A 25,313-nucleotide genomic window follows, 5' to 3' on the forward strand; every position below is an offset into this window, starting at 1 on the left:
TGGAGCCACCGAGTGACTTTTATCATATTTGGCATAATTACCCCGACCTTTAACCAGCCCAACTCGCGGCGCAGCAGCCCCCACTCTTCCGCTTATGCTAACCGCTTCTACCAAAGTTCTCACCGACCTGCTGTACACGCAGGCCAAAGAATTTGTGGGAATTTACGACCCCGCCCTGGGGTGGTTCACGCAGGTGAATTTGGCCGGGGCGCACCTGCTGGGCTACTCGTCGGAGCAGGCGCTGCTGGCCGAGCCCGACCGCGCCCTGCACCTGTCGGCCTGGACCGAAACCCAGTGGCAGGCCCTTGGCGAGCGGGCCCAGCGGGAAGGCCGCCAGGAAATGCCGACCGAAGTCCGGCGGCGTTCGGGCGAAACCTTCAGTGCTTACATCGAGCTGACGGCTTTTCAGGTGGAAGAACGGCCGTTTTTTCTGGTGCGCCTCACCGAGCCGGGCCGCCTGCAACAGGCTGAGCGCGAGCTGGCCCACAGCGTGCGCCGCTTCGAGGCCGTGTTCGCCAACGCCACCATCGGCATCATCGTCTGCGACCGGCCCGGCACCATCGTGTCGGCCAACCAGCTGGCGGCCCAGCTTTTTGGGTACCAGGAGCAGGAACTGGTGGGCCAGCTTATTGAAGCCCTAGTGCCCGACGCCGCGGGCCGGCACCACCAGCAGCTGCGCGAGTCCTTCAACGCCCGACCCTCGGTGCGCGACATGGGCCGGCACCGCAACCTGCAGGGCCGGCGCCAGAACGGCACGGTGTTTCCCGTGGAGGTGAGCCTGAGCTACTTCCACCTCGACCAGGAGCTGTACGTGGTGGCCTACGTGCTCGACATCACCTTCAAAAAAGAGGCCGAGCAGGAGCTGGAGGCCCAGCACCAGCGCGTGGCCCGCCTCAACGCCGAGCTGGAGCAGAAGGTGGCCGACCGCACCCACGCCCTGCTCAACACGCTGGAGCAGCTGGAGCAGCGCGGGCGCGAGCTGACCCAGGCCCTGGCCGCCGAGCAGGAGCTGGGCGAGCTGAAATCGCGCTTCGTGAGCATGGCCTCGCACGAGTTCCGCACGCCGCTCACGGCCGTGCTCACCTCGGCCGATTTGATTGAGAAATACCCCGGCGGCGACCAGCAGGACAAGCGCCTGAAGCACGTGCAGCGCATTCGCGCGTCGGTGAACCACCTGAACGACATTCTGGAAGAATTCCTGTCGGTGGGCCGCATCGAGGAAGGCCGAATCGAGGCCCACCCCACCGAGCTCGACCTGCCCGCCCTGCTCGCCGAAACGGTGGCCGACGTGCAGGGCCTGCTCAAAACCGGCCAGACGATAGTGCGGCAGGTGCAGTGCCCGGCCCCGGCGCGGCTGGACCCGTCGCTGCTGCGCAAAATCCTGGTGAACCTGCTCTCGAATGCCCTGAAATATTCCGGCGAGGGCGCGGTGGTAACGGTGAACCTTGCCTGCCAAACCAATCTATTGACGCTGAGCGTGGCCGACCAGGGCGTGGGCATTTCCGAGGAAGACCAGGAGCATTTGTTCGAGCGGTTTTTCCGGGCCCGCAACGTCACCAACGTGCCCGGCACCGGGCTGGGCCTCTACATTATTGCCCGCTACCTGGAGCTGATGGGCGGCACCATCGACCTGCAAAGCGCGCTCAACCACGGCACCACCGTCACCATCACCATTCCCTATGAAAACCATCCTGCTGATTGAGGACAACGAGCTAATCCGCGAAAACACCGCCGAGCTGCTGGAGCTGGCCGGCTACACCGTGCTCACGGCCGACAACGGCAAAACCGGCGTGGAGCTGGCCCTGCGCCTGGCCACCAAGCCCGATATGGTGGTGTGCGACATCATGATGCCCGTGCTCGACGGCTACGGCGTGCTCCAGATTTTCAACCAGAACCCGCGCTTGGCGGGCGTGCCGTTCCTCTTCCTCACCGCCAAAACCGAGCGCGCCGACCTGCGCCGCGGCATGGCCATGGGCGCCGACGACTACCTCACCAAGCCCTTCGACGAAGCCGAGCTGCTGGGGGCCATCGCCGGCCGCCTCACCCGCTTTCAGCACCTCAAGCCCGATTACGACCTGCACGCCAACGGCCTGAACGAGTTTCTGGACGACGCCCGCACGGCCGGCAACATGGCCAGCCTGACCGGTGACCGCAAAAGCCATGCTTTCCGCAAAAAGCAGGACGTGTACCTCGAAGGCGATGAGCCCACGCGGGTGTATTTTGTGAAAACGGGCCGCGTGAAAGGGGTAAAAACCACCGACACCGGCAAGGAGCTGATTACGGCTTTCTACGGCCCCGGCGACTTTTTCGGCTACCTGCCGCTGCTGGAACACACCGCGCACAGCGACTCGGCCGCGGCCGTCGACGACACGGAGCTGGTGTACATTCCGCAGGACGATTTCACGCAGCTCCTGGAGCGCAACCCCGAAGTGGGCCAGCAGTTTATCCGCCTGCTGGCGGGCCGCGTGAGCGAGCGCGAGCAGCAGCTGCTGGCCATGGCCTACAGCTCCATCCGCCGGCGCGTGGCCGATACGCTGCTGCGCCTGCACGAGCAGGCCGGCCCCGCCGCCGAGACCGGCATCCAGCTCTCGCGCGACGACCTGGCCGCCGTGGTCGGCACCGCGTCCGAGTCGCTGATTCGCACGCTGAGCGAGTTCAAGCAGGACGGCTTCATCGAGCTGCAGCCCAAAACCATTCGGATTCTCCAGCCCGAAAAGCTGCGCCGGGCGCACTGGTAGCGCCATTTCCCGGCGCCGCGCCGTAGACAGCGGGTCACATTAGTCGCTCGTTGGTAGTTGCTCGTTGGTAGTTATCAGTGCGCTAACAACTGACAACGAGCAACGACCAACTATAACTGACAACAGTGCCTCTATCCCGTTAAACGGCGGCTCCGGATTCGAACGCCGCCCTGCAATCCATCGAACGCCATGGCCGTTCCCGCCGAAGAAAACATCTACACCCCGCGCCAGCGCCATGTGCTGCTGGTTGTGGTGCTGGTCGCGCTGGGCGGGCTGGTGCTGTTTGGGCTGGCCAGCTACATCTCGGCATTTTTGGGCGCGGGCATCCTGTATGTGGTGCTGCGGCCGTGGTTTGCGGCGCTGGTGCACCGGCACGGCTGGCCCCGGCAGCTGGTGACGGGCCTGCTGCTGCTGTTCACGGTGGTGGCCCTCGTGATTCCCTTCTACGCGCTCAGCACCATGCTGTTTGACCGGCTGCGGGACATTGGCCAGTACACCAACCAGATTCTGACCGTGGTGCACCGGCTGGAACACCGCACCGGCTACTCCATCACCAGCGAGCAAAACGTACGCACGCTGCTGGGCCAGGTGGCCACCCGCGTCAGCAACTGGCTGCCCCAGCTGGCCGGCAGCATCCTCAATTTCATCGTCGTCATCGGCCTGATGCTCTTTACGATGTACTTTCTCTTTATGCAGGAGGAAGCCTTTTTGCGCAACCTGCGCCGCTACCTGCCTTTCCGGCCCGCTACGATGGACAAGCTGCAGGAAGCGCTGCAAAACAACGTGCACGCCAACGTGCTGGGGCAGGTGCTTATCGCGGCGGTGCAGGGCACTCTCACCGGCGCCACGCTGTGGATATTCGGAGTACCCGACCCGGTTTTCTGGGGCGCGGTGGGCATTTTCGTGGCCTTTATTCCGGTGCTGGGCACGCCGCTGGTGTGGGGGCCGGCGGCGCTCTACCAGTTTTCGCAGGGCGCTACGGCGCAGGGCGTGGGCATTTTGCTGGTCGGCTTCATCGTGGTGATGAACGTGGACAACCTGCTGCGCATCGTGCTGGCCAGCCGCATGGGCGACATTCACCCGCTCGTAACCCTGGCCGGCGTCACGCTCGGCATCGAGCTGTTCGGCATCCTGGGCCTGGTGATTGGGCCGCTGCTGCTCTCCTACCTAGGCGTGTTGCTCCATGTTTTCGCGGAGGAAAACCGCCAGGCGCAGGCCGTCAATTCAGAGCCAATCCGGGAAGCTCCCTAGCCCAGCACTCAGACCAGCGAGAGCGGGTCGCGCTTGCGCAGCCGGAACTCAAACATGGTGGCGATGTTCAGGGCGCGAACCTTGGCCTCGTCGGCTTTAGGGCCACTGAACCGCTCATCGAGCGTGGCTTCGAACAGCTCCAGCCACCGCTGAAAATGGGTAGCATCGATGGGCAGCGGCATATGCTTGGGAAACGGCCGGCCGTGGTAGCGCGCCGAACCCAGCAGAATGCTGCTCCAGAAATCATACATCACAGGCAGGTGCCGGGCCCAATCGACCTGGGCAAAACCGTTGAACACTAGGCTCAGCAGCGCATCCTGGTTCACTTTGTCGTAGAACGTATCGACGAGGAGCCGGATGTCGGCTTCAGACTGAATATCGGGGCGGGTGGCGGGCATGGGAAAGCAAAAAAGCAGGCGCGGGGGCTGGCCAGCACCTGAAAGTTACGCCACCGCAACGGAAGCGTGGCAGGTTCCCTCAGCAGCGGTTTGAGCAGGCGGAGTACCCCGACGGGCCGGGCCTGCTACCGCGCCAGCTGAGCATTCACCACGTCGGGATAATCGGTGATAAGGCCATCAACCTGCTGTTGCAGGAGCCGCTCGGCCTCGGCCGGTGTGTTCACGGTCCACGGAATCACCAGCACGTTGCGTTGGTGGCAGGCTTGCACCACTGCGGCGGTGAGCAGCTTGGCATTCGGGCTGTAAATGGTGGGCAAAAAGCTCAGTCGCAGCAGGTTATTTTCCAGGCTTTCCAGGTTTTCAACCAGCAGCGCTGTGCGCAATGCGGGCTGCGTGCGGTGCACAATTTCCAGCGTGCGCGGGTCGAACGACTGGATGATAACCCGCCGCTGAATGCCTTTCGCATTAATCACGGCCAGCAGCAACCGCACGAATTCTTCCGGCGCGGGGTGGTTGATATTATCCCCGGCCGGCGTTGTTTTCGTTTCGATGTTGTAGTTCGGCGCGGCGCGGTTCCGGCGCCGCGCATACGCCTCCGCCGAGTCGATAACTTCGGCTAGCAGTGGTTTGTAAGTCAGCATCTTTTGCTGCCTCGGGAACTTCGGATTGCCGTGACTGCCCACGTCGTAGCGCCGGATTTCGGCGTAGGGCAGCGCGTACAGCCGCAGGCTTTGCGCATCGGCTTTGGCGATGGGTTGGCCGCCGGGCTGGTACACGAAATCGGCATTCATAAACGTGTCGTGGGAGAGCAGCACCTGCCGGTCCTGGCTGATAGCGACGTCCATTTCCAGCGTTGTCACGCCCAAATCAAGGGCCCGGCACATGGCCGGGATGGTGTTTTCCGGCATCAGTCCGCGGCAGCCCCGGTGGCCCTGGATATCGAGCGGCCGCAGCGGGGCTGCGGCTTTGTGGTGGAAGCTCAGGAGCGTTAGAGCGGCGAGGAATAATGACGTTTTCATAGGACTCTGTAGCGTGGACTCGGCGAGTCCGCGGGTGTGGACGTTCGTTCAACTGCGCGGACTCGCCGAGTCCGCGCGGCATCAAACGGCAATGGTTTCGCGGTACACCTGCCCGAATCGGTCGGTGGCTTCGATGCGAATTTCCTTCGCGTCTTTCGAAGGTCGGGCAAAAAATAGGTGGTCGGTCAGCGTAGGTTCGACCCATTTGTGTTTGGCGGGCAGGTTTTCGCCGGCCTGCAGTTGCACGGCCAGCGGGTCGAAGCCGATTTGCTGCTGCATTTCGCCCTGGCGCACACCGTTTTCGAACCAGATTATTTTCCACTGCGGGTCCCAGTTCCAGACGTTGGCCACGATGTCATCGGGGTGCTCGGTCACGCTGCCCTTCGGGTAGAAACGGAGCTGGTGCTGGCGGTCGTGGCCGACGGATTTGTAGTACCATTTCAGCTCACCGCCGCTCACTTCATACACCCCGTAGCCGCTGGGCGCACCGTCGGTGCAGATGGGGCCGGTCCACCACGCGCCGCACACCGCGCCGTGGATGTGCTCGGTGGTATTTTCGTGGAACACTTTCTCGCAGATATGGGTGTGGCCCGACATAATGTGCGCCGTGTAGGGCTTGAGCAGGCGGTACAGCTCGGCCCGGTTTGAGACCACGCCGCCCAGCGGTTCCTCCTTGAGCTTGTTGCGGCGCTGGTCGCCGCTGTCTACCGGAATGTGCAGGGCCACGACCACGGTAGTGCCCGGTTTTACGTGGCTCAAATCCTGCTCCAGCCATTGCAATTGCCGCTCGGTGAGGTAGCCGATGTACTTTTTGGGCGGGCCAATAAAGAACACATCATCAAGCACCACGTAATGAACTTCGCCCCGATTGAAGGAATAATAGGTGGGACCGAACAGGCTTTTGAAGGTCTGGGCCGAGCCTTCGTCGGCGCGGGCGGTCAGGTCCATGTCGTGGTTGCCGATGACCTGAAAAAACGGCAGGCCGGTGGTTTCCACGGCTTTTTTGTAGTCCTCGAACAGCTCGTGCTTATCCCACACCAAATCGCCGCAGCCAATGGCAAACGTGTTGGCATCGTACCGCGCGGCCAGCTTTTTGAGGTCGGGCGCCGAGCTGGTCAGTAGCTCCTGGCAGTCCTTTTTGCTAATCATCTGCGGGTCGGCCCATACGATAAACGCATGCTTGGTATCGTCGCCGGCCAGCTTTTGCAGGGCAAAGTCAGCCGTCATTTTATCGGTACCGGGCTTGGTAGGCCGGAAGAACTGCGCCACGCCCTTCTCGTGCGGAAACGCGTAGCCGCGCGGGATGGATATGTACACGAATTCGGCCGTGGCATTGCTTTGCAGCGTGTATTTGCCGGTTTTGTCGGTCAGCACGATGTTGGTGCCATCCGTCACCGGCACGTTGGCGATGCCGGTGCCATTTTGGTGCACTTTGCCTTGGATGGTGAGGGGCGCGAGGCTGAGCGGCTGGCCGCTGGGAGCGGCCGGGGTTTCGTCGGCGGCAAGGGCAGTTGGGGCGAAAGGCAGGCTAAGGCCCGCCCCGACGAGGCCGAGGTTTTGGAGAAATTTTCTGCGGAACATTTGAAGTAGGGTGTCAGAGGCACGTCCTGCCGAGCGCAGCCGAGGCATCTCGCTCGGGGTAGTAATCCGGCTGTCGGGGTTTACTGCTGCACGCGAGATGCTTCGGCTGCGCTCAGCAGGACGTTCTTGATTATTAAGTGTCAGCTAGTTTTCGTAAATGGCAAGGTCATCCAGCCCCAAACGGCCGTTCAAAACTGCGGGCGGGGCACTCACGCCCAGGCCCAGCTTGTTGATGCGGAAGCGCACCGGGCCGCCGATATTCATCAGGAAGGTGATGGCGTGCTGCCAGTTGCCGGCATCGGTGACGGTAGCGCCGGTTTGGCGCCAGGTAGCGCCCTGGTCCTGCGAGTATTCCAGCTTCCACGAGCTGGCGGCGTCGGTGTAGTAAGCGCCGTAGAGGAGCGTGACTTTGGTGGCGCCATTGGGCAGGTCGAACTTCATTTCGACCACGGCCGGCACCGTCAGGCCTTGCTGCATCCGGATTCCCTGAGTGCCGGTGTAGCGGTCGCGCCCCGAGGTGTTGCCGATGATGGACTGGTACAGTTTCCAGGGGCCGCTGCTGAAGGTCACGGTGTTGTCGGGCACAGCGGCGGTGTTCATGTCATAGCTGCCCTTGGTGGCCAGCGGCACCGATTCGAAGCTCTCGGGGAAGTTGCGGTAGATGGGGCCGCTGGGGTCGAGGGCATCGGCGGCGGTGCGCAGCCAGAGCTGCGGGGCGGGGGCCTGGGCGGCGTCGGTAGCGCCCACCGGGATGCCCACGAAGGTGGCGCTGGCTGGAATGCGGCGGGCAGCGAAGGCCGCACCGGCGGCGGTGTGCAGCGTGAGGCGATTGTTGGAGCCGTCGGCCAGGGTTTTGTCGCCGGCGTACGTGTCGCCCGATACGGGCAGCGGCGTAATGCTGCCGCCGGTGATGCGCACCAGTGTGCCCTCGTAGGTATCAAAATTGGTCAGCAGAGTACCCACGTTGATGTCGCGGACCGTTACGGGGTTGTTGCTGCTCACCTTGCGCACGCGGTCGGCGGTGAGGCCTTCGAGGCGGAGGGCACCGGCACTTTTGGCCAGGGTGGCCCCGGTAATGTCTACCACTACGGAATCACCGACGGCGAAATTTGAGATGCCATTCAGCGGGATAATGATGCCGCGCACGGCTCCGCGCCGCTTGTTCTGCACCACGATGGTGGCGGGGCCGCCGGGAACGTTCAGGCCGCTGGCATCGGAAATAACGAGGCCGACAATTTGGTGCGCGCCGGAGAGCTGGGCCGCTTCCAGCGTCACGTTCGAGCCCTGGTAGAGTCGGCGCACGTCTTCCAGCGAGATGATTGGGCTGGGCTGGCCGGCGGCGTAGTCGGGGTTTTCTTCGAGGCAGCTGGTGCAGGCCAGGGCGGTGAGCAGTGCGAAGAGGCTGGTTAAAAGCTTGTGTTTCATCGTGATATTAATTTAAAAAACCATCATGCTGCGCGGCCGGGAAACCTCACCCCCGGCCCTTCTTCCGCGGAGAGGGCAACCTGACGAATTCTACCGAAGCATTGCCGGTGCTCCCTCTCCGCGGAAGAAGGACTTGGGAATGAGGCTATTGCCACCACACCTTCGTGTTGATGTCATCCGGCCCCTGGTCGGCCACGGCGGCCTGGTAGTTCACTTGGTTCAGGCTCTGCACGTAGAGCGGGTAGTTGATGCGGGCGGGCATCTGGCGGTTGTTTTTCAGGCCTGGGCCGAGGGGCAGCACGGGGTGGCCGGTGCGGCGGTACTCAAACCACTGCTGGAAATCGGTGAAAAACAGGGCGTAGTATTTCTGGAGGTGAATCTGGTCGAGCTTGGCGGCGTCGCTGCTGGCGGGTTCCCATTTCACGTCGGCGGCGGTGAGGAAGGTGGCGGGCACGGTGAGGCCCCAGAGGGTAATGCCGTTGGTGGCCCCGGTTTCGTAGTAGGTTTTGGCGTCGCCGGCAATCCAGCCGCGGAGGGCGGCTTCGGCCAGCAGGAGCTGTACTTCGGGGTAGTTGAGGATATTGCCGAGCAGCGGCTCGGTCATCAGCGCGGTGGGGTAGGTCGATTTGGCGGCCGGAATCTGGGTGGGCAGGTAGCCGCTCTGGATGCCTTCGTAGGTGCCGTTGGAGAGGGTGGCCCACTTGGCCAGGCGCGGGTCGTTCCACTCCACCAGGTTGTTGATGAAAAACTCGCTCATCGAGCTGAAGGCGTTGAAATCAGCGGTGCGATAGGTCTGGAAGGGTGACTGATAGGGCGCGGTGCCGGTCCAGCGCAGGATGGCCGATTCGGCGTTGCTGGAGATGAGCGGGTAGTCGGCGGCGTGGGTGTTCACCAGGTCGCGCAGCTTGGCTTGCGGGCTCAGGCCGTTGGCGATGGCGTCGGTACGATTCGAAACGCGCAGCAGCAGGCGCAGATAGAGCGAGTTGCCAAACTTGCGCCATTTCAAGGCGTTGCCCTGGAACAGCGGGTCGAGCTGGGCCTGGTCGGCGGTGAGGTTGACGTTGGTTTTCAGCAGCTCGTTGGCTTCTTCCAGCTTCGTAAACAGGTCGCGGTAGATGTCTTCCTGCCGGTCAAACTTGGGTTGCAGCTGCCCGGTGCGGCCCTGAATGGCTTCCGAGTACGGCACGTCGCCAAACGTATCCGTGAGCAGCGAAAACGTCCAGACTTCGCAGATGCGGGCAATGGCCATGAACGTGTTGCTCTTGAGCGCAGCGGCGCTGGCGTACATGTCGCGGAAATCGGTGAGTTGGGTGTACCAGCCGTTCCACATATAATCGGCCTCCGCCGTGCGGATGACGTAGCGGTGGAATTCGTCGTTATCGACCCGCGAAACGTGCACCTGCATCAGCTCATTCGTGATGCGGAAGCAACGGTCCATGTTGCGCTTCACCAAATCCGTGAGGGCCGGGGCCAGCAGCGTTTCGGGGATGACGTTGGGGTTTTGGTTGGGGTTGATGTTCAGGTTTTTAAATCCATCGGTGCAGGCCGGTGCGGTGGCCAGGCCAACGGCGGCGAGGAGCAGGAGGAACAGGCGTTTTAGTGGTTTCACGTTGGAATATTGGGTTAATTCAGCACGTCGTGACTTTTGATTCGTTTTCTTCTTCCGTCCTAAATCCCCACCGTCAGGTTAATCCCCATGGTGCGGGTGCTCGGGAACTGGCCCAGCTCAAACCCCAGGTCGATGGTCCCGTCGTTTAGGGTGCCGAATTCGGGGTCGAAGGCGGGCCACTTGGTGAAAATGAACAGGTCGCGGCCGTAGAGGCCGATAGACGCCTGGGTCAGTTTCAGCTTGCTCAATAAATTGGCGGGCAGGGCGTAGTCGAGGCGCATTTCGCGCAGCTTGATAAAATCGGTGCGGAACAGGTTGGCTTCCACGTTGTCGCGGCCGTAGTGGGCGAGGTAGTAGGCCGGGATGTTCTCGGCCACTACGTCGTTGGGGCGGAAGGTTCCGTCGGTGTTGCGAATCACGCCGTCGCCAATGATGCCGTTGTAGCGGCCGGGCAGGGTGTTTTTGGTTTTGCCACCTTCGGCCAGCACGGCGTTGGTCATCGAGTAAGCCTTGGCCCCAAACTGGCCGTCGAACAGGATATTGAGGCGCAGCTGCTGGTAGCTGAATTCAGTGCCGGCGCTGGCTTTCCACTGCGGCAGCGCGTTGCCCAGGTACTTGATTTCGTCGCCCAGCACGGGGTAGCCGTTTTCGTAGATAATCTGGCCATCTGGAGCCCGCTCGTAGCCGCGGCCGTAAATGGCGCCCATGCTGCCGCCGGGCCGCGCTTCCACCGAGCCCCGGCCGCCGGGGCCGCGCTGCAGCTGGTAGGTCAGCACGCTGTCGGCCAGCTCCACCACTTGGTTGCGGTTGGCGGTGAACGTGCCGTAGACTTTCCAGCTGAAGCCTTTGGGACTACTGATTACCTGGGCGTTGGCCTGAATTTCCAGGCCCTGGTTGCGCACCAGGCCGGCGTTGAGCACGGCCGCGTTGTAGCCGGCAGCCCGGTCGATGGGCACCTGTAGAATCTGGTCGTAGGTGTTGTTGCGGTACACGGCCACGTCGAGGCCGATGCGGTTTTTTAGGAAGCGCAGGTCGGCGCCCAGCTCCACGCTTTCGGTGCGGCGCGGCTTCAGGCCGTCGTTGGCGATGGCGCTGGGGTTGCTCAGGCCGGAGGGGTAGCCGGTGGCCACCGCGTAGGTGTACGACGTGAGATAGGGCGTGGTGGTGCCGCTGCCCACCTGCGCCCACGAGGCCCGCAATTTGGCAAACGACACGGCTTCGGGCAAGGGCAAAATCTGCGAAACCACCGTGCTCAAACTAGCTGATGGATAGAAGAATCCGGTATTTTTTGTCGAATTCGCCGTGGCCAGCGTGCTGGTCCAGTCCTGGCGCGCCGTGAGGTCGAGGTAGAGGAAATTATGGTAGCCGACGGAGGCCAGGGCGTAGAAGCTGTTCACCGCAAACTCGGCGCGGTAGGGCAGCGCCACCGGCAGGTCGCGGCTGTTGGCGAAGGTGAACACGCCCGGATAGAGCAGGCGCTCGGCGCGCAGCTCGTCCTTGTTGTAGCGGTTGCGCAGGGCGCTGCCGCCGGCCGAGAGACTGGTTTCAAACCGGCCGAATTTGTGGGCGTACTGCAGCAGGAAATCGTGGTTCATCTCCTGCGAGAAGATGTTCTGGGTCCGGAACATGCCCTCCTTGTACTTCTCGGTATCCTTGGGGCGCTGCTGGGAGCGGGCTTCGTAGGAGAAGTCCAGCGCCGAGCGCAGCATCAGGCTCAAATCCTTGCTGAACTTGTAGTTGACCTGCACGTTGCCGGTGAGCGAGTTGCGGGTGCTCTTGTTCAGCATCTCGTTGGCAATCAGGTACGGATTGTCTACCAGGCTGCTGAACGGGTAGCGCTGCGTGATGCCTTCCGCGCCGGGGGCCCAGTAGTTTTTCAGCCAGTCGAGGTTGCTGTTGGGCACCTGCAAAATGGCCCAGTACATGATGGTCTGGTTGTTATAGCCGGTTGAGGGCAGGTTGTCGCTGCTCCGGTTGGTGTAGTTCACCTTGGTCGAAACCTGGAGCCGGTCGGTAATCTTCTGGCTGGCCGACAGCGCGATGGTGTTGCGGTCGTAGCCCGTGTTCGGGATAATCCAGGTGTTTTGCAGGTTGGTGAGCGAGAGGCGCACGGCGGTGCGGTCGGTGCCGCCATCCAGCGAAATGGTGTTGGTGAAGGTTTTGCCCGTCTCAAAAAAGCCCTTGCGGTTGTCTTCGTAGGCCACCCAGGGCGTGCGCTCGGTGCCGCCGGTGTTGGTGTTCGGGTCGTATTGGAAAAAGGACTGGCCGTTGAATTTCGGCCCCCAGGCCGAGCTGGTGCTGCGCGTGCTGGGCCCGTCGGCGGTGGCGCCGTAGGAGTAGTAGTTCTCCCCTATCGTGCCCTGGCCGTACTCGTACTGGTAGTCGGGCCAGCGCGAAATCATGTCGAAAGCCGCGTTCGAGTTGAAGGTGACCCCAATGCCTCGTTGGCGGGCCTTGCCCGATTTCGTGGTGATGACCACCGCGCCATTGCCGCCGCGCGCGCCGTACAGCGCCGTTGCGCCCGGCCCCTTCAGCACCGTCACCGACTCGATATCCTCGGGGTTGATGTCGTTGAGGCTGGTGCCGAAATCGACCGGCGACTCGCCCTGCAAATAGGCCGTGCTGCCGGTGCCGGTGGCGCGGTTGCTGCCGCCCAGCACCACGCCGTCCACCACAATCAGGGCGTCGTTGTCGCCCGCCAGCGAGCTTTCGCCGCGCAGCACAATCTTATTGGAGCCGGCCGGCCCGCCGCCGGATTTCACCAGATTCAGGCCCGCCACTTTGCCGGATAGCGCATCGGTCCAGTTGTTCGATTTGGCTTGCGTAAGCTGTTCGTTGCTCACCTGCGTCACGGCGTAGCCCAGGGCTTTTTCTTCGCGTTTGATGCCCAGCGCCGTCACCACCACCTCGTCGAGGCTGGTGATGTCTTCGCGCAGCGCCACGTCGTAGGCCGTTTTCTCATCCACCGTCAGCTCCTGCTCTTCGAAGCCAATGAAAGAGAAAATGAGGACGTTGCCGGACTGCGCAGTTAGCTCGTAGCCGCCGTTGGGGTCCGTGGTGGTGCCGGTGGTGGTGTCTTTTATCCGCACCGAAACGCCGGGCATTCCTTCGCCTTTGGCGTCCACCACGCGGCCCTTCACAGGCTTGGGGTTGGCCGCAGCGGCGCTGCCACCCTTCACCAGAATTCGCTTATTCTGGACCGTAAACTGCACGTTGGCCTGGGCCGAAATCAGCTGTAAAACCTCGCCCAGGTTGCTGTGGGGGGCTTCCACGTTGATTTTACGGCTCAGCGCACTTGCCTGGTCCACGTACAGAAACCGGTAGCCGGTTTGCTGCTCGATGCTCGCGAATACCTCTGCCAGCGGTTGTTGGCGCGCCGTAATGGCGCAGGGCGTGGCGGCGGGGCCCTGCACCAGGGCCGGGCCGGCGGCCACGGCCGGCAACGGGGCCGGACTGAGGGCGGCCAAGCTCAAGCCAACCAGCGCGCGCCGCCAGTGCCGCCCCATTTCGGGGTACCTCGTTTGTTTCATAGATTTGTGCGTGAGCGTTGTTAAATTTTTCCGGATTTAATGGACTCTCCAACTCGCCGGCAGGTACGAACTGCCAGCTTTTATACCGGAAGGCAGTGGGTTTTGCCCGCTGTCTTCCTCTTGAAAATGCTTTAGTTAGCCGGCGTTCCCGGCGGGGGCTGCTGTAAGTAAATCACCTGGCCTTCGCGCCGGTAGGTGAGCGGGCCGGCCAGTTGCAGGGCGGCCAGCACGGCCGCCAGCGGCTCATTATCGAACGTGGCCCAGAGGCGCACCTCGGCCGTGGCCGGGTCGGCAAACACCAGCTTCACCCCGTAGAGCCGCTCGATTTGCGCCGCCACGTCGGCCAGCTTCTCGTTCTGAAACACCAGCTTATTGCCCCGCCAGCCCGTCACCTTGGTCGGGTTGAAAGCCTGCCGGTAGATGCGGCCCGTGGCGCGGTCGGCCAGAAGCTGCTGGCCCGGCGCAAGCAGGTACTGCTCGTGCTCATCAGTCACCCGCACCTGGCCTTCGACCAGCGAAACCGCCGTTTGGCCGGCCCCACGGAAAGCACTGACGTTGAACTTGGTGCCGAGCACCTGCGTCACCCAAGTGCCGCTATGCACCCGAAACGGCCGGTGCGGGTTTTTGCTCACTTCGAAGAAAGCTTCGCCTTCCAGATACACTTCCCGGCTGGTTTCGCTGAATTTCGTGGGGTAGCGCAGGCGGCTTTTCGGGGCCAGCGTTACCAGCGAGCCGTCGGCTAAGTGGATAAGCTGCTGCTCGCCGGCGCGGGTTTGGCGCACCTGGTAAGCCTGCGGGGAGGCCGGCTTCCGGAAGAAATAAGCGCCGCATAAGCCGCTCAGCAGCACCAGCGCCAGGGCCGCCAGCTGGTACGGCCGCGCCATTCGCCACCGCCGAATGGGCGGCGTGGGCGGCGGTGCCGGTGCTGGCACGGGCAGGGCCAGCCGGGCCTTCACGTTGCGCAGGGCGGCGGCGGTTTCGGCCGGTACGGCGGGCGTCTGGCTGGCTTGCCAAATGGCTTTCAGCTGCTCAAACGTCCGTTCGTGGTCGGGCGATTGGGCGACCCAGGTAGCCAGCCGCTCGTTCTCGTCCGACGACGTTTGCCGGGCCAGGTAGCGGGTGATGAGCGAGTAGAATTCTTCTGATTCCAAAGCGGTAGAAGTAGCGTGGACTCTGCGAGTCCGCGTGTATGGACGTTCCCACACGCGGACCCGCAGAGTCCACGCTACACCCCATCAAGACGCGGCTGCTTCTGCACCTCGTGACACCAAAACCCAACCGTAACCGAACGGTAACAACCGTAATTTTTGGGTAACGCGGCTGCTCTACTGTACCCCGGAAGCATAGAGCGCGCTTTTCAGAAAGCGCAGCGCCCGGAACATGTGGGTTTTCACCGAGTTGATGGAGATGGCCAGCAGTGCCGCGATTTCCTCGTAGGTCAGGCCGCTGTCGCGGTGCAGCTGGAATACCTGGCGGGTGCGCTCCGGCAGCCGCTCGATGAGCTGGAGCAGGTGCTCATTGAGTTCCTGAAAATCCAGGAGCTGGTCGGGTTGCAGGTGGGCGGCTTCGGGCTGGGTGTCCGGCAAGTCGTCCTCGGCTGCGATGATGGCGCGGCGCTGCTGGCGCAGCTTGTCGTAGCTGCGGTGCTTCACGGCGGCGTAGAGGTAGGATGCCAGCGAGCCCTGCACATTGAGTTGGGCGCGGCTGGTCCAGATGGTGCAAAACAGGTCTGCTACCACGTCCTCGGCGGCATCGGTGGGGTACGGCAGCAGGGTTTTAGCGTAGCGCAGCAGCCCGGCGTAGTGGCGGATAAACAGGGCATCGAAGGCCGCTTCGTGGCCCAGCACCAGAGCTTCGAGATACTGCTTATCGGAGGAATTAGGCGCGAACATCATACCGGTAGACAAAGCTACCGGCCACGCAGAAGGGCTGGATTACCCTTTCATTATGATATAATTAAGGCTCGGTTTCACGCCCGGTTCCCCATGCTGATGAGGTAACCAGGCGTTGTCCTGACATGAATCAGGCCGGCCGCTGATATTCGTCAGCTTTCGGCTTGGCGGCGGGGCGGAGCTTTGGGGTTGCCATCAGCCTGCCCGCCCGTGCCCCTCGCCCCTGCTCCCGCCCCGGAAACCCTGACCCACGTTGCCTGCACCCATTGCGGCGACGACTGCCCCGATGAGCCCATCAAGCGGGCCGGGCAGCCCGCGCTGAGCTTCTGCTGCCAGGGCTGCCGGGCCGTGTACGAGCTGCTGGCCGCCAGCAACCTGTGCACGTATTATCGGCTCGATGAGCGGCCGGGGCAGAAGGTGAAGGCCGTGGAGCTGCCTGGCCGCTTCGACTACCTCGACCTGGAATCGGTGCAGAGCCAGCTGCTGGCCTTCCGTTCGCCCACGCTGGCGCGGCTCACGCTCACCATCCCCCAAATGCACTGCGCCTCGTGCGTCTGGCTGCTCGAAAACCTGTTCAAGCTCAACCCCGGCATCTCGGCCTCGCGGGTCAATTTCCTGCGCAAAGAGCTGACCGTAAGCTACCAGCCCGATACTACTTCGCTGAAAGAAGTGGTGAAGCTGCTGGCCGCCATTAACTATGAGCCCCGGATTACGCTGGCCGAGCTGGGCGCGCAGCCGCACCACGGCACCCGCACGCTGCTTTACCAGCTGGGCGTAGCCGCGTTCGGCTTCGGCAACGTGATGCTGCTGGCTTTTCCGGAATACTTTTCCTTCACCGAGCAGCTGCAAAGCACCTTTGGGCGCTTTTTTGGCTGGCTGAGCCTGCTGCTGGCCATCCCGGTGCTGCTGGTGAGTGCGCGGGGCTTCTACCGCTCGGCCTGGCAGGGCTTGCGGCAACGCCACATCAACCTCGATTTTCCCATCAGCCTGGGCCTGACGGCGCTTTTCGTCACCAGCGTGGTGGAAATTGTGACGCAGCGCGGGCCGGGCTTTTTCGACTCGTTTACCGGGCTGGTGTTCTTCATGCTCATCGGCAAATGGGTGCAGCAGCGCAGCTACGACGCCCTGCGCTTCGACCGCGATTTCACCTCCTACTTCCCCGTGGCCGTGACCCTGCTCACCAAAACCGGCGAGCAATCGGTATCGGTAAAAGAGCTGAAGCCCGGCCAGCGCATCCGCGTGCGGCACCAGGAAATCATTCCGGCCGATGCCGTTCTGCGGCGCGGCACGGGCCGGATTGACTACAGCTTCGTCTCGGGCGAGAGCGAGCCGGTGGCCCGCGCGGCCGGCGAACTCGTGTACGCCGGCGGCCGGCAGGTGGGCGAGGCCGTGGAGCTGGAAGTGGTGCGCGAAGTCTCGCAGGGCTACCTCACCCAGCTTTGGAACAACCCCGCGTTTCAGAAGGACGAACAGCCCAACCTGGAGACCTACGCCAATAAAGTGGGCCGCTACTTCGTGGGGCTGACGCTGACACTGGCGCTGGGCGCGGTGATTTATTGGTACCCCAAAGACCCGCAGATGGCTTTGCGCGCCTTCACCTCGGTGCTGGTTATTGCCTGTCCGTGCGCGCTGTCGCTGGCCACGCCCTTTGCCATGGGCGCGGCGCTGCGGGTGCTGGGCCGCCGGAAATTGTACCTGAAAAACTCCGCCGTGGTCGAAACCCTGGGCCGCGCCGACACCATCGTGTTCGACAAAACCGGCACGCTTACGGATGTCAAAAAATCGGCGGTGGAATACGTGGGGCCGGCGCTCAGCCCCGCCCAGCTACAGGCCGTGGCGGCCGTGGTGCGCCACTCCACGCACCCGCTCAGCCAACGCCTGGCCAGCGAGCTGCCCGCCGGTTCATTGGCCGTGGCCGACTTCGCCGAAATACCCAGCCAGGGCCTGCGCGGCACCGTGGCCGGCATGGCGGTGCGGGTTGGCTCGGCGGTATTTGCGGGCCTGGCACCAGCCCCCACCGCTACTGTTGAACCGGCAGAAAACCTGCAATCCAGCGTCTACATCAACATTGATGGAATCACCAGCGGCTGCTACGTTTTCCGCAACGTGTACCGCGACGAGTTGCGCGAGGTGCTGGCGAAGCTCAGCCAGCGCTACCGCCTGGCCGTGCTCTCGGGCGACAACGACGCCGAACAAACCCGGCTGCGCGAGCTGTTCGGCCCCACCGCCGAACTGCACTTCCGCCAAACCCCGCAAAACAAGCTCGACTACATTGCCCAGCTCAAGCAGCAGGGGCGCACCGTAATCATGGTCGGCGATGGGCTGAACGACGCCGGGGCTCTGCAGCGCGCCGACGCCGGCATCGCCCTCACCGACACGCTCACCAACTTCTCGCCCGCTTGCGACGCCATTCTCGAAGCCGACAGCTTCGGGCAGCTGGCCACCGTGCTGGGCTTTTCGCGCGACTGCCTGCGCATTGTGCTGGCCACGTTCGTCCTCTCGTTTTGCTACAACGGCATCGGCCTCACGCTGGCGGTTCAAGGCCGGTTCACGCCCATCGTATCGGCCATTCTCATGCCCATCAGCTCGCTCAGCGTGATGGTGTTTGCCACGCTGCTGGTACGGCTGGCAGCCTGGCGGCGCGGGCTGTAATCTACATTCAATATCATCATGTCCATCATCTTCCTTCTCATCGGCATTAGTCTGCTGGTGGCCCTCACGTTCCTGGCCGCGTTCTTTTGGGCGGTGCGCTCGGGGCAGTACGAGGACGACTACACGCCCGCCGTGCGGATGCTGTTTGAAGACGAAATAGAGCAGGACGAGTAGCGGCTGCAGTATCTTGGGGCCATTCTTTTAACCCGAAATCAACCGCTGACGAATAGCATGGATGGATTTACCTGTTCCCGTTGCGGAGAGTATCACGGGGAGCTGCCGATGTGCTTCGGCGCTGGATTCCCCGACTATTATTTCAGCGTGCCGCCGGATGAACGGGAAAACAGAGTTGAGCTCACGGAAAGCCTGTGCGTGATTGACGAATCCCATTTCTTCATTCGGGCACGCATTGAAATTCCGGTTATCGATTCCGACGAGGTATTTTGCTGGAATGTGTGGACGAGTTTGAGCGAGGCGAATTTCCGGCGCACCAATGAAGTATGGGACGACCCGGAGCGGGTGAACGAGCCCGCTTATTTTGGCTGGCTCCAAACCACCATTCCCGGTTATCCGGAAACCCTCAACATCAAAACGATGCTGCACACGCAGGAGCCCGGCATTATTCCGCGGGTTGAAGTAATCGAGGAAAACCACCGCCTGGCCGACGAGCAGCTGAGCGGAATTACGTGGCAGCGGGTCGTTGAATTGGTGGAAATTGCCATGCACGATGCTGATGCCTGACAACAATCAGTTTCCCGCCTGATTTTCGTCAGCTGACTAAAAACGGCCTGCCAGGACCTTTGGAGAAGTAAATCACCCACTTCTCAGGCTATGCAAGTCGAGTTACCCCCACCGGCCGTCGCGCCCCGGTCGCCCCAGATACCCAGCCCCGTTGCGCGAGCGGTGGAAACGTTTTTCTACGACAATAAGATTGTCCGCGACTTCGGCATTGCCACCGTTATCTGGGGCATTATCGGAATGGCCGTGGGCGTGCTGGCGGCCTTCGAGCTGGCCCGGCCCGAGCTCAACATGGGCACGGCCTTCACCACCTTCGGCCGCATCCGGCCGCTGCACACCAACGCCGTCATTTTCGCCTTCGTCGGCAACGGCATTTTCACCGGCGTGTACTACTCGCTGCAGCGCCTGTGCAAGGCCCGGATGTACTCCGACGTGCTCAGCAAAATCCACTTCTGGGGCTGGCAGCTCATCATCATCTCGGCCGTGGCCACGCTGCCGCTGGGCTACACCACCAGCAAGGAATACGCGGAGCTGGAATGGCCCATCGACATCGCCATCACCGTGGTGTGGGTGATTTTTGGCTGGAACATGTTCGGCACCATCGTCAAGCGGCGCGAGCGGCACCTGTACGTGGGCATCTGGTTCTACATCGCCACGTTCATCACGGTGGCGGTTTTGCACCTCGTCAACTCGGCCGAAGTGCCCGTGAGCTGGCTCAAAAGCTACTCGGCCTACGCCGGCGTGCAGGACGCCCTGGTGCAGTGGTGGTACGGCCACAACGCGGTGGCCTTCTTCCTCACCACGCCCTACCTGGGCCTGATGTACTACTTCATGCCCAAGGCAGCCGAGCGGCCGATTTACTCCTACCGCCTCAGCATCGTCCACTTCTGGTCGCTGATTTTCATTTACATCTGGGCCGGGCCGCACCACTTGCTCTACACCGCCCTGCCCGACTGGGCCCAGAGCCTGGGCGTGGCCTTCTCCGTGATGCTGATTGCGCCCAGCTGGGGCGGCATGATTAACGGCCTGCTGACCCTGCGCGGCGCCTGGGACAAAGTGCGCGAGGAGCCCGTGCTCAAGTTCTTCGTGGTGGCCATCACGGCCTACGGCATGGCCACCTTCGAAGGCCCCATGCTGGCCCTGAAAAACGTGAATGCCATTGCCCACTTTACCGACTGGATTGTGGCCCACGTCCACGTCGGGGCCCTGGGCTGGAACGGTTTCCTCACCTTCGGGATGCTGTATTGGCTGTGGCCGCGCCTGTACCGGACGCCGCTGTTCTCGAAAAAACTGGCCACTACGCACTTCTGGCTGGGCACGCTCGGCATCCTGTTTTATGCCATTCCCATGTACTGGGCCGGCTTCACGCAGGGCCTCATGTGGAAGCAGTTCAACAGCGAGGGCATGCTGCAATACCCCAACTTCCTGGAAACCGTCATCCAGCTGGTGCCCATGTATTACCTGCGCGGCATTGGCGGGCTGCTCTACCTCAGCGGCGTGTTTCTGCTGATGTATAACCTCTTCAAAACTGCCCGGGCCGGCACGCTGCTGGCCAACGAAAAAGCTCAGGCCCCGGCCCTGCTGCCCGAAGCCCTGGACCCGCACGTGCAGCCCGGCCACTGGCACCGCTGGCTGGAGCGCCGCCCCTTCCAGCTGGCCGTGGGCGCCACCATTGCCATCCTCATCGGGGGCGCCGTGGAGATGATTCCGATGTTCCTCGTGAAGTCCAACGTGCCCACCATCGCCTCCGTGCACCCCTACCGGCCGCTCGAATTGCAGGGCCGCGACCTCTACATCAAGGAAGGCTGCTCGAACTGCCACACCCAGATGGTACGCCCCTTCCGCTCCGAAACCGAGCGCTACGGCGAGTACTCCAAGGCGGGCGAGTTCATCTACGACCGGCCCTTCCTGTGGGGCAGCAAGCGCACCGGGCCCGATTTGCACCGCGTGGGCGGCAAGTACCCCAGCTCCTGGCACTACAACCACATGATGGACCCCACCAGCATGTCGCCCGGCTCCATCATGCCGCCCTACCCGTGGCTGTATGAGAATGAAATCGACTACAGCACGCTGCCCGCCAAAATCCGCGTCCTCCAACGCCTCAACACGCCCTACCCCACCGGCTTCGATAAGCAGGCCGTGGCCGATGCCCAGAACCAAGCCCAAGGCATTGTGGCCGACCTGAAAAAGGAGGACATCGAGGTGAAGTCCGACAAGGAAATCGTGGCCCTCATTGCCTACCTCCAGCGCCTGGGCACCGACATTAAAGTGAAGAAGTAGCCCGGGCTTTTAGTCCGCGGCCCCTCCCACCATCCCATAACTCGCGGACTAAAAGTCCGCGCTACACCATGGAAAAGAACGTTCTGCAGTCCATCACCGGCGTGGCGATATACCCGCTCATCTCCTTCGCCATCTTCTTTCTCTTCTTCATCGGCCTGATGGTGTACATCCTCATCGTCAACCGCCAGCACCTCAGCACCATGAGCCAGCTGCCCCTGGAAGACAACGACGAAGCCCCGAAATCTCACCTCGAACACGACGTATTATGCTAACCAAACGCACTTTGCTGCTACTGGCCACGGGCCTGCTCATCGGCTACGCGGCGGCGGCGCAGGACGCCAGCCCGGCCGCGCCAGCCGCCGCGCCCGACTTCCTGCTCTCGCTCCTGCTGGGCGTGCTCGGGCTGGTGGCGGTGGCCGTGCTGCTCACCGGCCTACTCGTGGCCGCCCAGCTGAAACGGCGCGGCCAGCACCTCATCGCCCCGCAGCTCACCAGCGGGCTGGCGCCGGCCGCAACACCAGAAAGGGGGGTAAATCCATGCTGATTCTTACCTTGAAATCGGCCCGCTCGGCGCTGCTGGCCCTGGCCTCGGTGCTCATCAGCGCCACCGCCTTTGCCCAGGCCCCGGAAGCCGCACCCGCCAAACCCGCTGCCATGAGCGAGCAGGAAGCCCTGTTCTGGGTGCTGCTGGGCTTGCTGGGCGTGCTGCTGCTCATGCTGCTTTTCACCGGCATCACCATTGCGGTGCAGATGAAGCCGCAGTTGCGCAAGCTCTACGACCTGCCCACGGTGCACAACACCTGGAGCGGCCAGGTCCTGGGCCTGCTGGTGGGCGACGCCCGCCTGGTGCAGGGCGACGTGCGCGACGAAATAATGGACCACGAATACGACGGCATCCACGAGTTCGACAACGACCTGCCGCCGTGGTGGAAATACGGCTTTGCCTTCACCATCATCTTCGCGGTGAGCTACTTATTTTATTACCACGTAGCCAAAAAAGGCCAGCTGCAGGGAGCCGAATACGCCGCCGAAATGCGCCAGGCCGCCCTGTTCGTGCCCGCCGGGTCCGACGACCCCAACCTGCTCACCACCTACCAGCCCCTCACGGCCCTGGCCGACATCAGCAGCGGCAAAAGCGTGTTCGCCACCAACTGCGCGCCCTGCCACGGGGCCAATGCTGAAGGCAAAGTCGGCCCCAACCTAACCGACGATTACTGGCTGCACGGCGGCGAGGTGAACCACGTTTACAAAACCATCAAATTCGGCATCAACGGCAAGGGCATGGTGTCCTGGAAGGGCAAGCTCTCGGGCAAGCAAATGCTGCAAGTCAGTTCCTATGTGCTGAGCCTGAAGGGCTCGAAGCCAGCCAATCCGAAGCCGCCGCAGGGCGAGAAGGAAGTGGCTGGCAAGGCCGTGGCGAAGCTGTAGAACAATAACAGAACGTCATGCAGAGCGCAGCGCAGCATCTCGCGTGCAGTAAGTAATAAATGCCATTACAACAATGCACGCGAGATGCTTCGGCTGCGCTCAGCATGACGTTCAGTTTCTTCCCATTCCTCATGTCCACCACCCAATTCAAGCCCGACGACTCGTACCGCGACTCGCTCTCGACGATAGACGCGGCCGGCAAGCGGGTGTGGCTCTACCCCAAAAAGCCCGCCGGCCGCCTCTATCGCCACCGCAAGTGGCTCAGCTATGGGTTTCTGGCGCTGCTTTTTGCCGGGCCGTGGCTGCGCATCCACGATTTGCCGGTGCTGCTGCTCAACCTGCCGGCCCGCAAATTCATCATCTTCGGCCAGATTTTCTGGCCCCAGGATTTCTTCATTCTGCTGCTGGCCACGCTCACGTTTCTGGTGTTCATCATCGTGTTCACGGTGGTGTACGGGCGGGTATTCTGCGGCTGGATTTGCCCCCAGACCATCTTCCTGGAAATGGTGTTTCGCCGCATCGAGTACTGGCTGGAAGGCGACGCGCCCCAGCAAAAAGCCCTCGACCGCAGCGAGTTGAACTGGAACAAGCTCTGGCGCAAAACCACCAAGCACGCCCTGTTTCTGGCCGTCTCGTTCGTCATCGCCAACACCTTCCTGGCCTACATCATCGGCACCGAGGAGCTGACGAAGATTGTGACCGATTCGCCCACAGCCCATTTGGGCGGGCTGGCGGCACTCACGCTGTTCACGGGCGTTTTCTACGCCGTGTTTGCGCGGTTTCGGGAGCAGGTGTGCACCATTGTGTGCCCGTACGGCCGCTTGCAGGGCGTTTTACTCGATAAGGACAGCCTCGTGGTGGCCTATGACTACCAGCGCGGCGAGCCTCGCGAGAAGCTGCGCAAAAACCAGGCGCGCACCGCCGGCGACTGCATCGACTGCCACCAGTGCGTGCAGGTGTGCCCCACGGGCATCGACATCCGCAACGGCGCCACCCAGCTCGAATGCACCAACTGCACCGCCTGCATCGACGCCTGCGACTCCATCATGGACCTCATAAATAAGCCGCAGGGCCTCATCCGCCACGCCTCCGTGAATGGCATCGCCGAGGGCACCAAATTCCGCCTCACGGGCCGCGTGAAAGCCCTTTCGGGCGTGCTGGCTTTCCTGCTGATTGTGCTCACCGGCCTGCTGGTGTCGCGGGCCAACGTGGCGGCCACGGTGCTGCGCACGCCGGGCCAGCTGTTCCAGAAAACCGACCACGGCACCATCACCAACCTCTACAATATCTCGGTCATCAACAAAACCAACCACCCCTACCCCATCACCCTGCGCATGCTGGAGCCGGCGCACGGCACCATTTCCCTCATCAGCACCACTACGCTGACGCTGCCCGCCCAGGGCATTGCCGAGGGCGTGTTTTTCGCTGAATTACCCCGCACCGCCCTGCGCCACACCAACCAGAAAATCCGCATCGGTCTGTTCAGCGGCGGCCAGCTGATTTCGGAAACCAGCACCAAGTTTCTGGGGCCGGCGCAGTAACAATAAACCCAATGAACCCTCCCAAACCGCGCACCATCTGGCCCTACGCCATCATTGCCGTGTTCGTGCTGTTCGCCGGCTACATCGGCTCCATGGTGCAGCAGGCCATGCGCACCACCGTCGACCTGGTGAGCGACGACTACTACAAGCAGGAGCTGGCCTACCAAAAGCGCATGGAATCGGTGGCCCGCACCGCCGCCCTGCCCGCGCCCGTGCAGCTGCACCACGATGCCGCCGCCCGGCTGCTCACCCTGCAACTGCCCTCCACGCTGGTCTGGCAAACCGTACAAGGCCAGATTCACTTCTTCCGTCCTTCCGACCAAAAGCTGGATTTTACCCTGCCCCTCCAGCTAGGGGCCGACTTACGGCAGCACCTCAGCACCGCCAAAATGCAGCCCGGCCTCTGGCGCGTGCGCCTCGATTTCACGGCCGGCGGGCAGGCCTATTTCGTCGAAAAAGAACTCACCATCCGCTAAATCATGCTTTGGGCCGGCTTCCTGTTTGGGCTACTGGGCAGTTTCCACTGCGTGGGCATGTGCGGGGCCATTGCCTTGGCGCTGCCGGGGCAGGCGGGGGCGGCCCCGGCGCGCTACGTGGGCGGCCGCCTGCTCTACAACCTGGGCCGGGTGACCACCTACGCCACGCTGGGCGCCGGGGCCGGCCTGCTGGGCCAGGGCCTGCGGCTGGCCGGCGTGCAGCAAAGCCTGTCCATTGCCTCGGGCGTGCTGATTCTGCTGCTGGTGGCCGTGCCCGAGCGGCTCACCGCTCAGCTGGCCGGCGGGCTGGGTTTCAGCCGGCCGCTGGCCTGGGTGAAAACCACTTTGGGCCGCCTGTTTCAGCGGCCTTCGTTGCCGGCGCTGTACGCCACCGGCGTGCTCAACGGCCTGCTGCCCTGCGGCCTGGTGTACCTCGCCCTGGCCGGGGCGCTGAGTGCGCCGGGCGTGGCGGGCGCGGCGGCCTACATGGCCTGCTTTGGGCTGGGCACGCTGCCGCTGATGCTGGGCTTGTCGCTCAGCGGGCAGCTGGTGCCGCTGCGGTGGCGCGGCCGGATGCGGCGGGCCGTGCCCTACGCCGCCTCGGTGCTGGCGGTGCTGTTCATCGTGCGGGGGCTGGGGCTGGGCATCCCGTACCTGAGCCCGCGCCTGAGTACGCCGACAGCCGAAACCGCTGCCCAGCCGCGCACCGTGCATTACTGCCATTGATTTTCTAACCCCTACTTGTCCTCTGCTGC

Annotated in this window: 21 protein-coding genes; 13 read left to right on the forward strand and 8 right to left on the reverse strand. The window is 62.8% G+C overall.

Annotation, left to right across the window (positions count from 1 at the left end; translation table 11 throughout):
• Positions 1-94: 94 nt before the first annotated feature.
• The 3 genes from J4G38_RS15590 (at position 95) to J4G38_RS15600 (ending at position 3,989) form a co-directional block, all read left to right on the forward strand.
• Positions 95-1,702, forward strand: coding sequence for a sensor histidine kinase (locus J4G38_RS15590; protein WP_210517903.1), 1,608 nt, complete (start codon positions 95-97; stop codon positions 1,700-1,702).
• The gene (locus J4G38_RS15595) at positions 1,680-2,738 is read left to right on the forward strand and encodes a response regulator (RefSeq protein WP_210517905.1); all 1,059 of its coding nucleotides are present in this window, start codon (positions 1,680-1,682) and stop codon (positions 2,736-2,738) included. Before J4G38_RS15590 ends, J4G38_RS15595 begins: the two co-directional genes overlap by 23 nt.
• A 189-nt stretch (positions 2,739-2,927) precedes the next feature.
• Positions 2,928-3,989, forward strand: coding sequence for an AI-2E family transporter (locus J4G38_RS15600; protein WP_210517906.1), 1,062 nt, complete (start codon positions 2,928-2,930; stop codon positions 3,987-3,989).
• Between the two features lie 8 nt (positions 3,990-3,997).
• On the opposite strand, the gene J4G38_RS15605 is transcribed toward J4G38_RS15600, so the two are convergent.
• The 8 genes from J4G38_RS15605 to J4G38_RS15640 form a co-directional block, all read right to left on the reverse strand.
• The gene (locus J4G38_RS15605; protein ID WP_210517908.1) at positions 3,998-4,387 is read right to left on the reverse strand and encodes a group III truncated hemoglobin; all 390 of its coding nucleotides are present in this window, start codon (positions 4,385-4,387) and stop codon (positions 3,998-4,000) included.
• Positions 4,388-4,512: 125 nt separating this feature from the next.
• Complete coding sequence (locus tag J4G38_RS15610) at positions 4,513-5,406, reverse strand: glycerophosphodiester phosphodiesterase family protein (protein ID WP_210517909.1); 894 nt, start codon at positions 5,404-5,406, stop codon at positions 4,513-4,515.
• Positions 5,407-5,487: 81 nt separating this feature from the next.
• Positions 5,488-6,987, reverse strand: a complete 1,500-nt coding sequence (locus J4G38_RS15615; protein ID WP_210517911.1) for a calcineurin-like phosphoesterase C-terminal domain-containing protein — start codon at positions 6,985-6,987, stop codon at positions 5,488-5,490.
• A 144-nt stretch (positions 6,988-7,131) separates the two neighbouring features.
• Positions 7,132-8,412 (reverse strand): DUF5689 domain-containing protein, encoded by a 1,281-nt coding sequence (locus J4G38_RS15620; RefSeq protein ID WP_210517913.1) that lies wholly within the window; start codon positions 8,410-8,412, stop codon positions 7,132-7,134.
• 145 nt (positions 8,413-8,557) lie between these two features.
• Entirely contained in the window at positions 8,558-10,021 is a 1,464-nt protein-coding gene (locus tag J4G38_RS15625; protein ID WP_210517914.1) for a SusD/RagB family nutrient-binding outer membrane lipoprotein, read from the reverse strand.
• 59 nt (positions 10,022-10,080) lie between these two features.
• Entirely contained in the window at positions 10,081-13,551 is a 3,471-nt protein-coding gene (locus J4G38_RS15630; protein ID WP_210517916.1) for a SusC/RagA family TonB-linked outer membrane protein, read from the reverse strand.
• Positions 13,552-13,682: 131 nt separating this feature from the next.
• Positions 13,683-14,702 (reverse strand): FecR family protein, encoded by a 1,020-nt coding sequence (locus J4G38_RS15635; RefSeq protein ID WP_210517918.1) that lies wholly within the window; start codon positions 14,700-14,702, stop codon positions 13,683-13,685.
• A gap of 174 nt (positions 14,703-14,876) precedes the next feature.
• Complete coding sequence (locus J4G38_RS15640; RefSeq protein WP_210517919.1) at positions 14,877-15,446, reverse strand: RNA polymerase sigma-70 factor; 570 nt, start codon at positions 15,444-15,446, stop codon at positions 14,877-14,879.
• A gap of 207 nt (positions 15,447-15,653) precedes the next feature.
• Here J4G38_RS15640 and J4G38_RS15645 point away from each other — a divergent pair, with 207 nt between their 5' ends.
• The 10 genes from J4G38_RS15645 (at position 15,654) to J4G38_RS15690 (ending at position 25,284) form a co-directional block, all read left to right on the forward strand.
• Positions 15,654-18,095, forward strand: a complete 2,442-nt coding sequence (locus J4G38_RS15645; protein ID WP_210517921.1) for a heavy metal translocating P-type ATPase — start codon at positions 15,654-15,656, stop codon at positions 18,093-18,095.
• Positions 18,096-18,113: 18 nt separating this feature from the next.
• Positions 18,114-18,269 (forward strand): cbb3-type cytochrome oxidase assembly protein CcoS, encoded by a 156-nt coding sequence (gene ccoS, locus J4G38_RS15650; RefSeq protein WP_210517923.1) that lies wholly within the window; start codon positions 18,114-18,116, stop codon positions 18,267-18,269.
• A 57-nt stretch (positions 18,270-18,326) separates the two neighbouring features.
• On the forward strand, positions 18,327-18,836 hold the full coding sequence (locus J4G38_RS15655; RefSeq protein ID WP_226163456.1) for a DUF2199 domain-containing protein: 510 nt from the start codon (positions 18,327-18,329) through the stop codon (positions 18,834-18,836).
• 90 nt (positions 18,837-18,926) lie between these two features.
• Positions 18,927-21,113 (forward strand): cytochrome-c oxidase, cbb3-type subunit I, encoded by a 2,187-nt coding sequence (gene ccoN, locus J4G38_RS15660; RefSeq protein WP_210517927.1) that lies wholly within the window; start codon positions 18,927-18,929, stop codon positions 21,111-21,113.
• A gap of 68 nt (positions 21,114-21,181) precedes the next feature.
• Positions 21,182-21,385, forward strand: coding sequence for a hypothetical protein (locus J4G38_RS15665; RefSeq protein ID WP_210517929.1), 204 nt, complete (start codon positions 21,182-21,184; stop codon positions 21,383-21,385).
• On the forward strand, positions 21,379-21,657 hold the full coding sequence (locus tag J4G38_RS15670) for a hypothetical protein (protein ID WP_210517930.1): 279 nt from the start codon (positions 21,379-21,381) through the stop codon (positions 21,655-21,657). Before J4G38_RS15665 ends, J4G38_RS15670 begins: the two co-directional genes overlap by 7 nt.
• Positions 21,651-22,541 (forward strand): cbb3-type cytochrome c oxidase N-terminal domain-containing protein, encoded by an 891-nt coding sequence (locus J4G38_RS15675; protein ID WP_210517932.1) that lies wholly within the window; start codon positions 21,651-21,653, stop codon positions 22,539-22,541. The genes J4G38_RS15670 and J4G38_RS15675 overlap by 7 nt, the downstream gene beginning before the upstream one ends.
• Before the next feature lie 131 nt (positions 22,542-22,672).
• Entirely contained in the window at positions 22,673-24,082 is a 1,410-nt protein-coding gene (gene ccoG, locus J4G38_RS15680) for a cytochrome c oxidase accessory protein CcoG (protein ID WP_210517934.1), read from the forward strand.
• 11 nt (positions 24,083-24,093) lie between these two features.
• Positions 24,094-24,558, forward strand: coding sequence for a FixH family protein (locus tag J4G38_RS15685; protein ID WP_210517936.1), 465 nt, complete (start codon positions 24,094-24,096; stop codon positions 24,556-24,558).
• Between the two features lie 3 nt (positions 24,559-24,561).
• Positions 24,562-25,284 (forward strand): sulfite exporter TauE/SafE family protein, encoded by a 723-nt coding sequence (locus J4G38_RS15690; protein WP_210517938.1) that lies wholly within the window; start codon positions 24,562-24,564, stop codon positions 25,282-25,284.
• The last annotated feature ends 29 nt before the right edge of the window (positions 25,285-25,313 follow it).

The organism is Hymenobacter terricola (assembly GCF_017921975.2).
Classification (GTDB): Bacteria; Bacteroidota; Bacteroidia; order Cytophagales; family Hymenobacteraceae; genus Hymenobacter; species Hymenobacter terricola.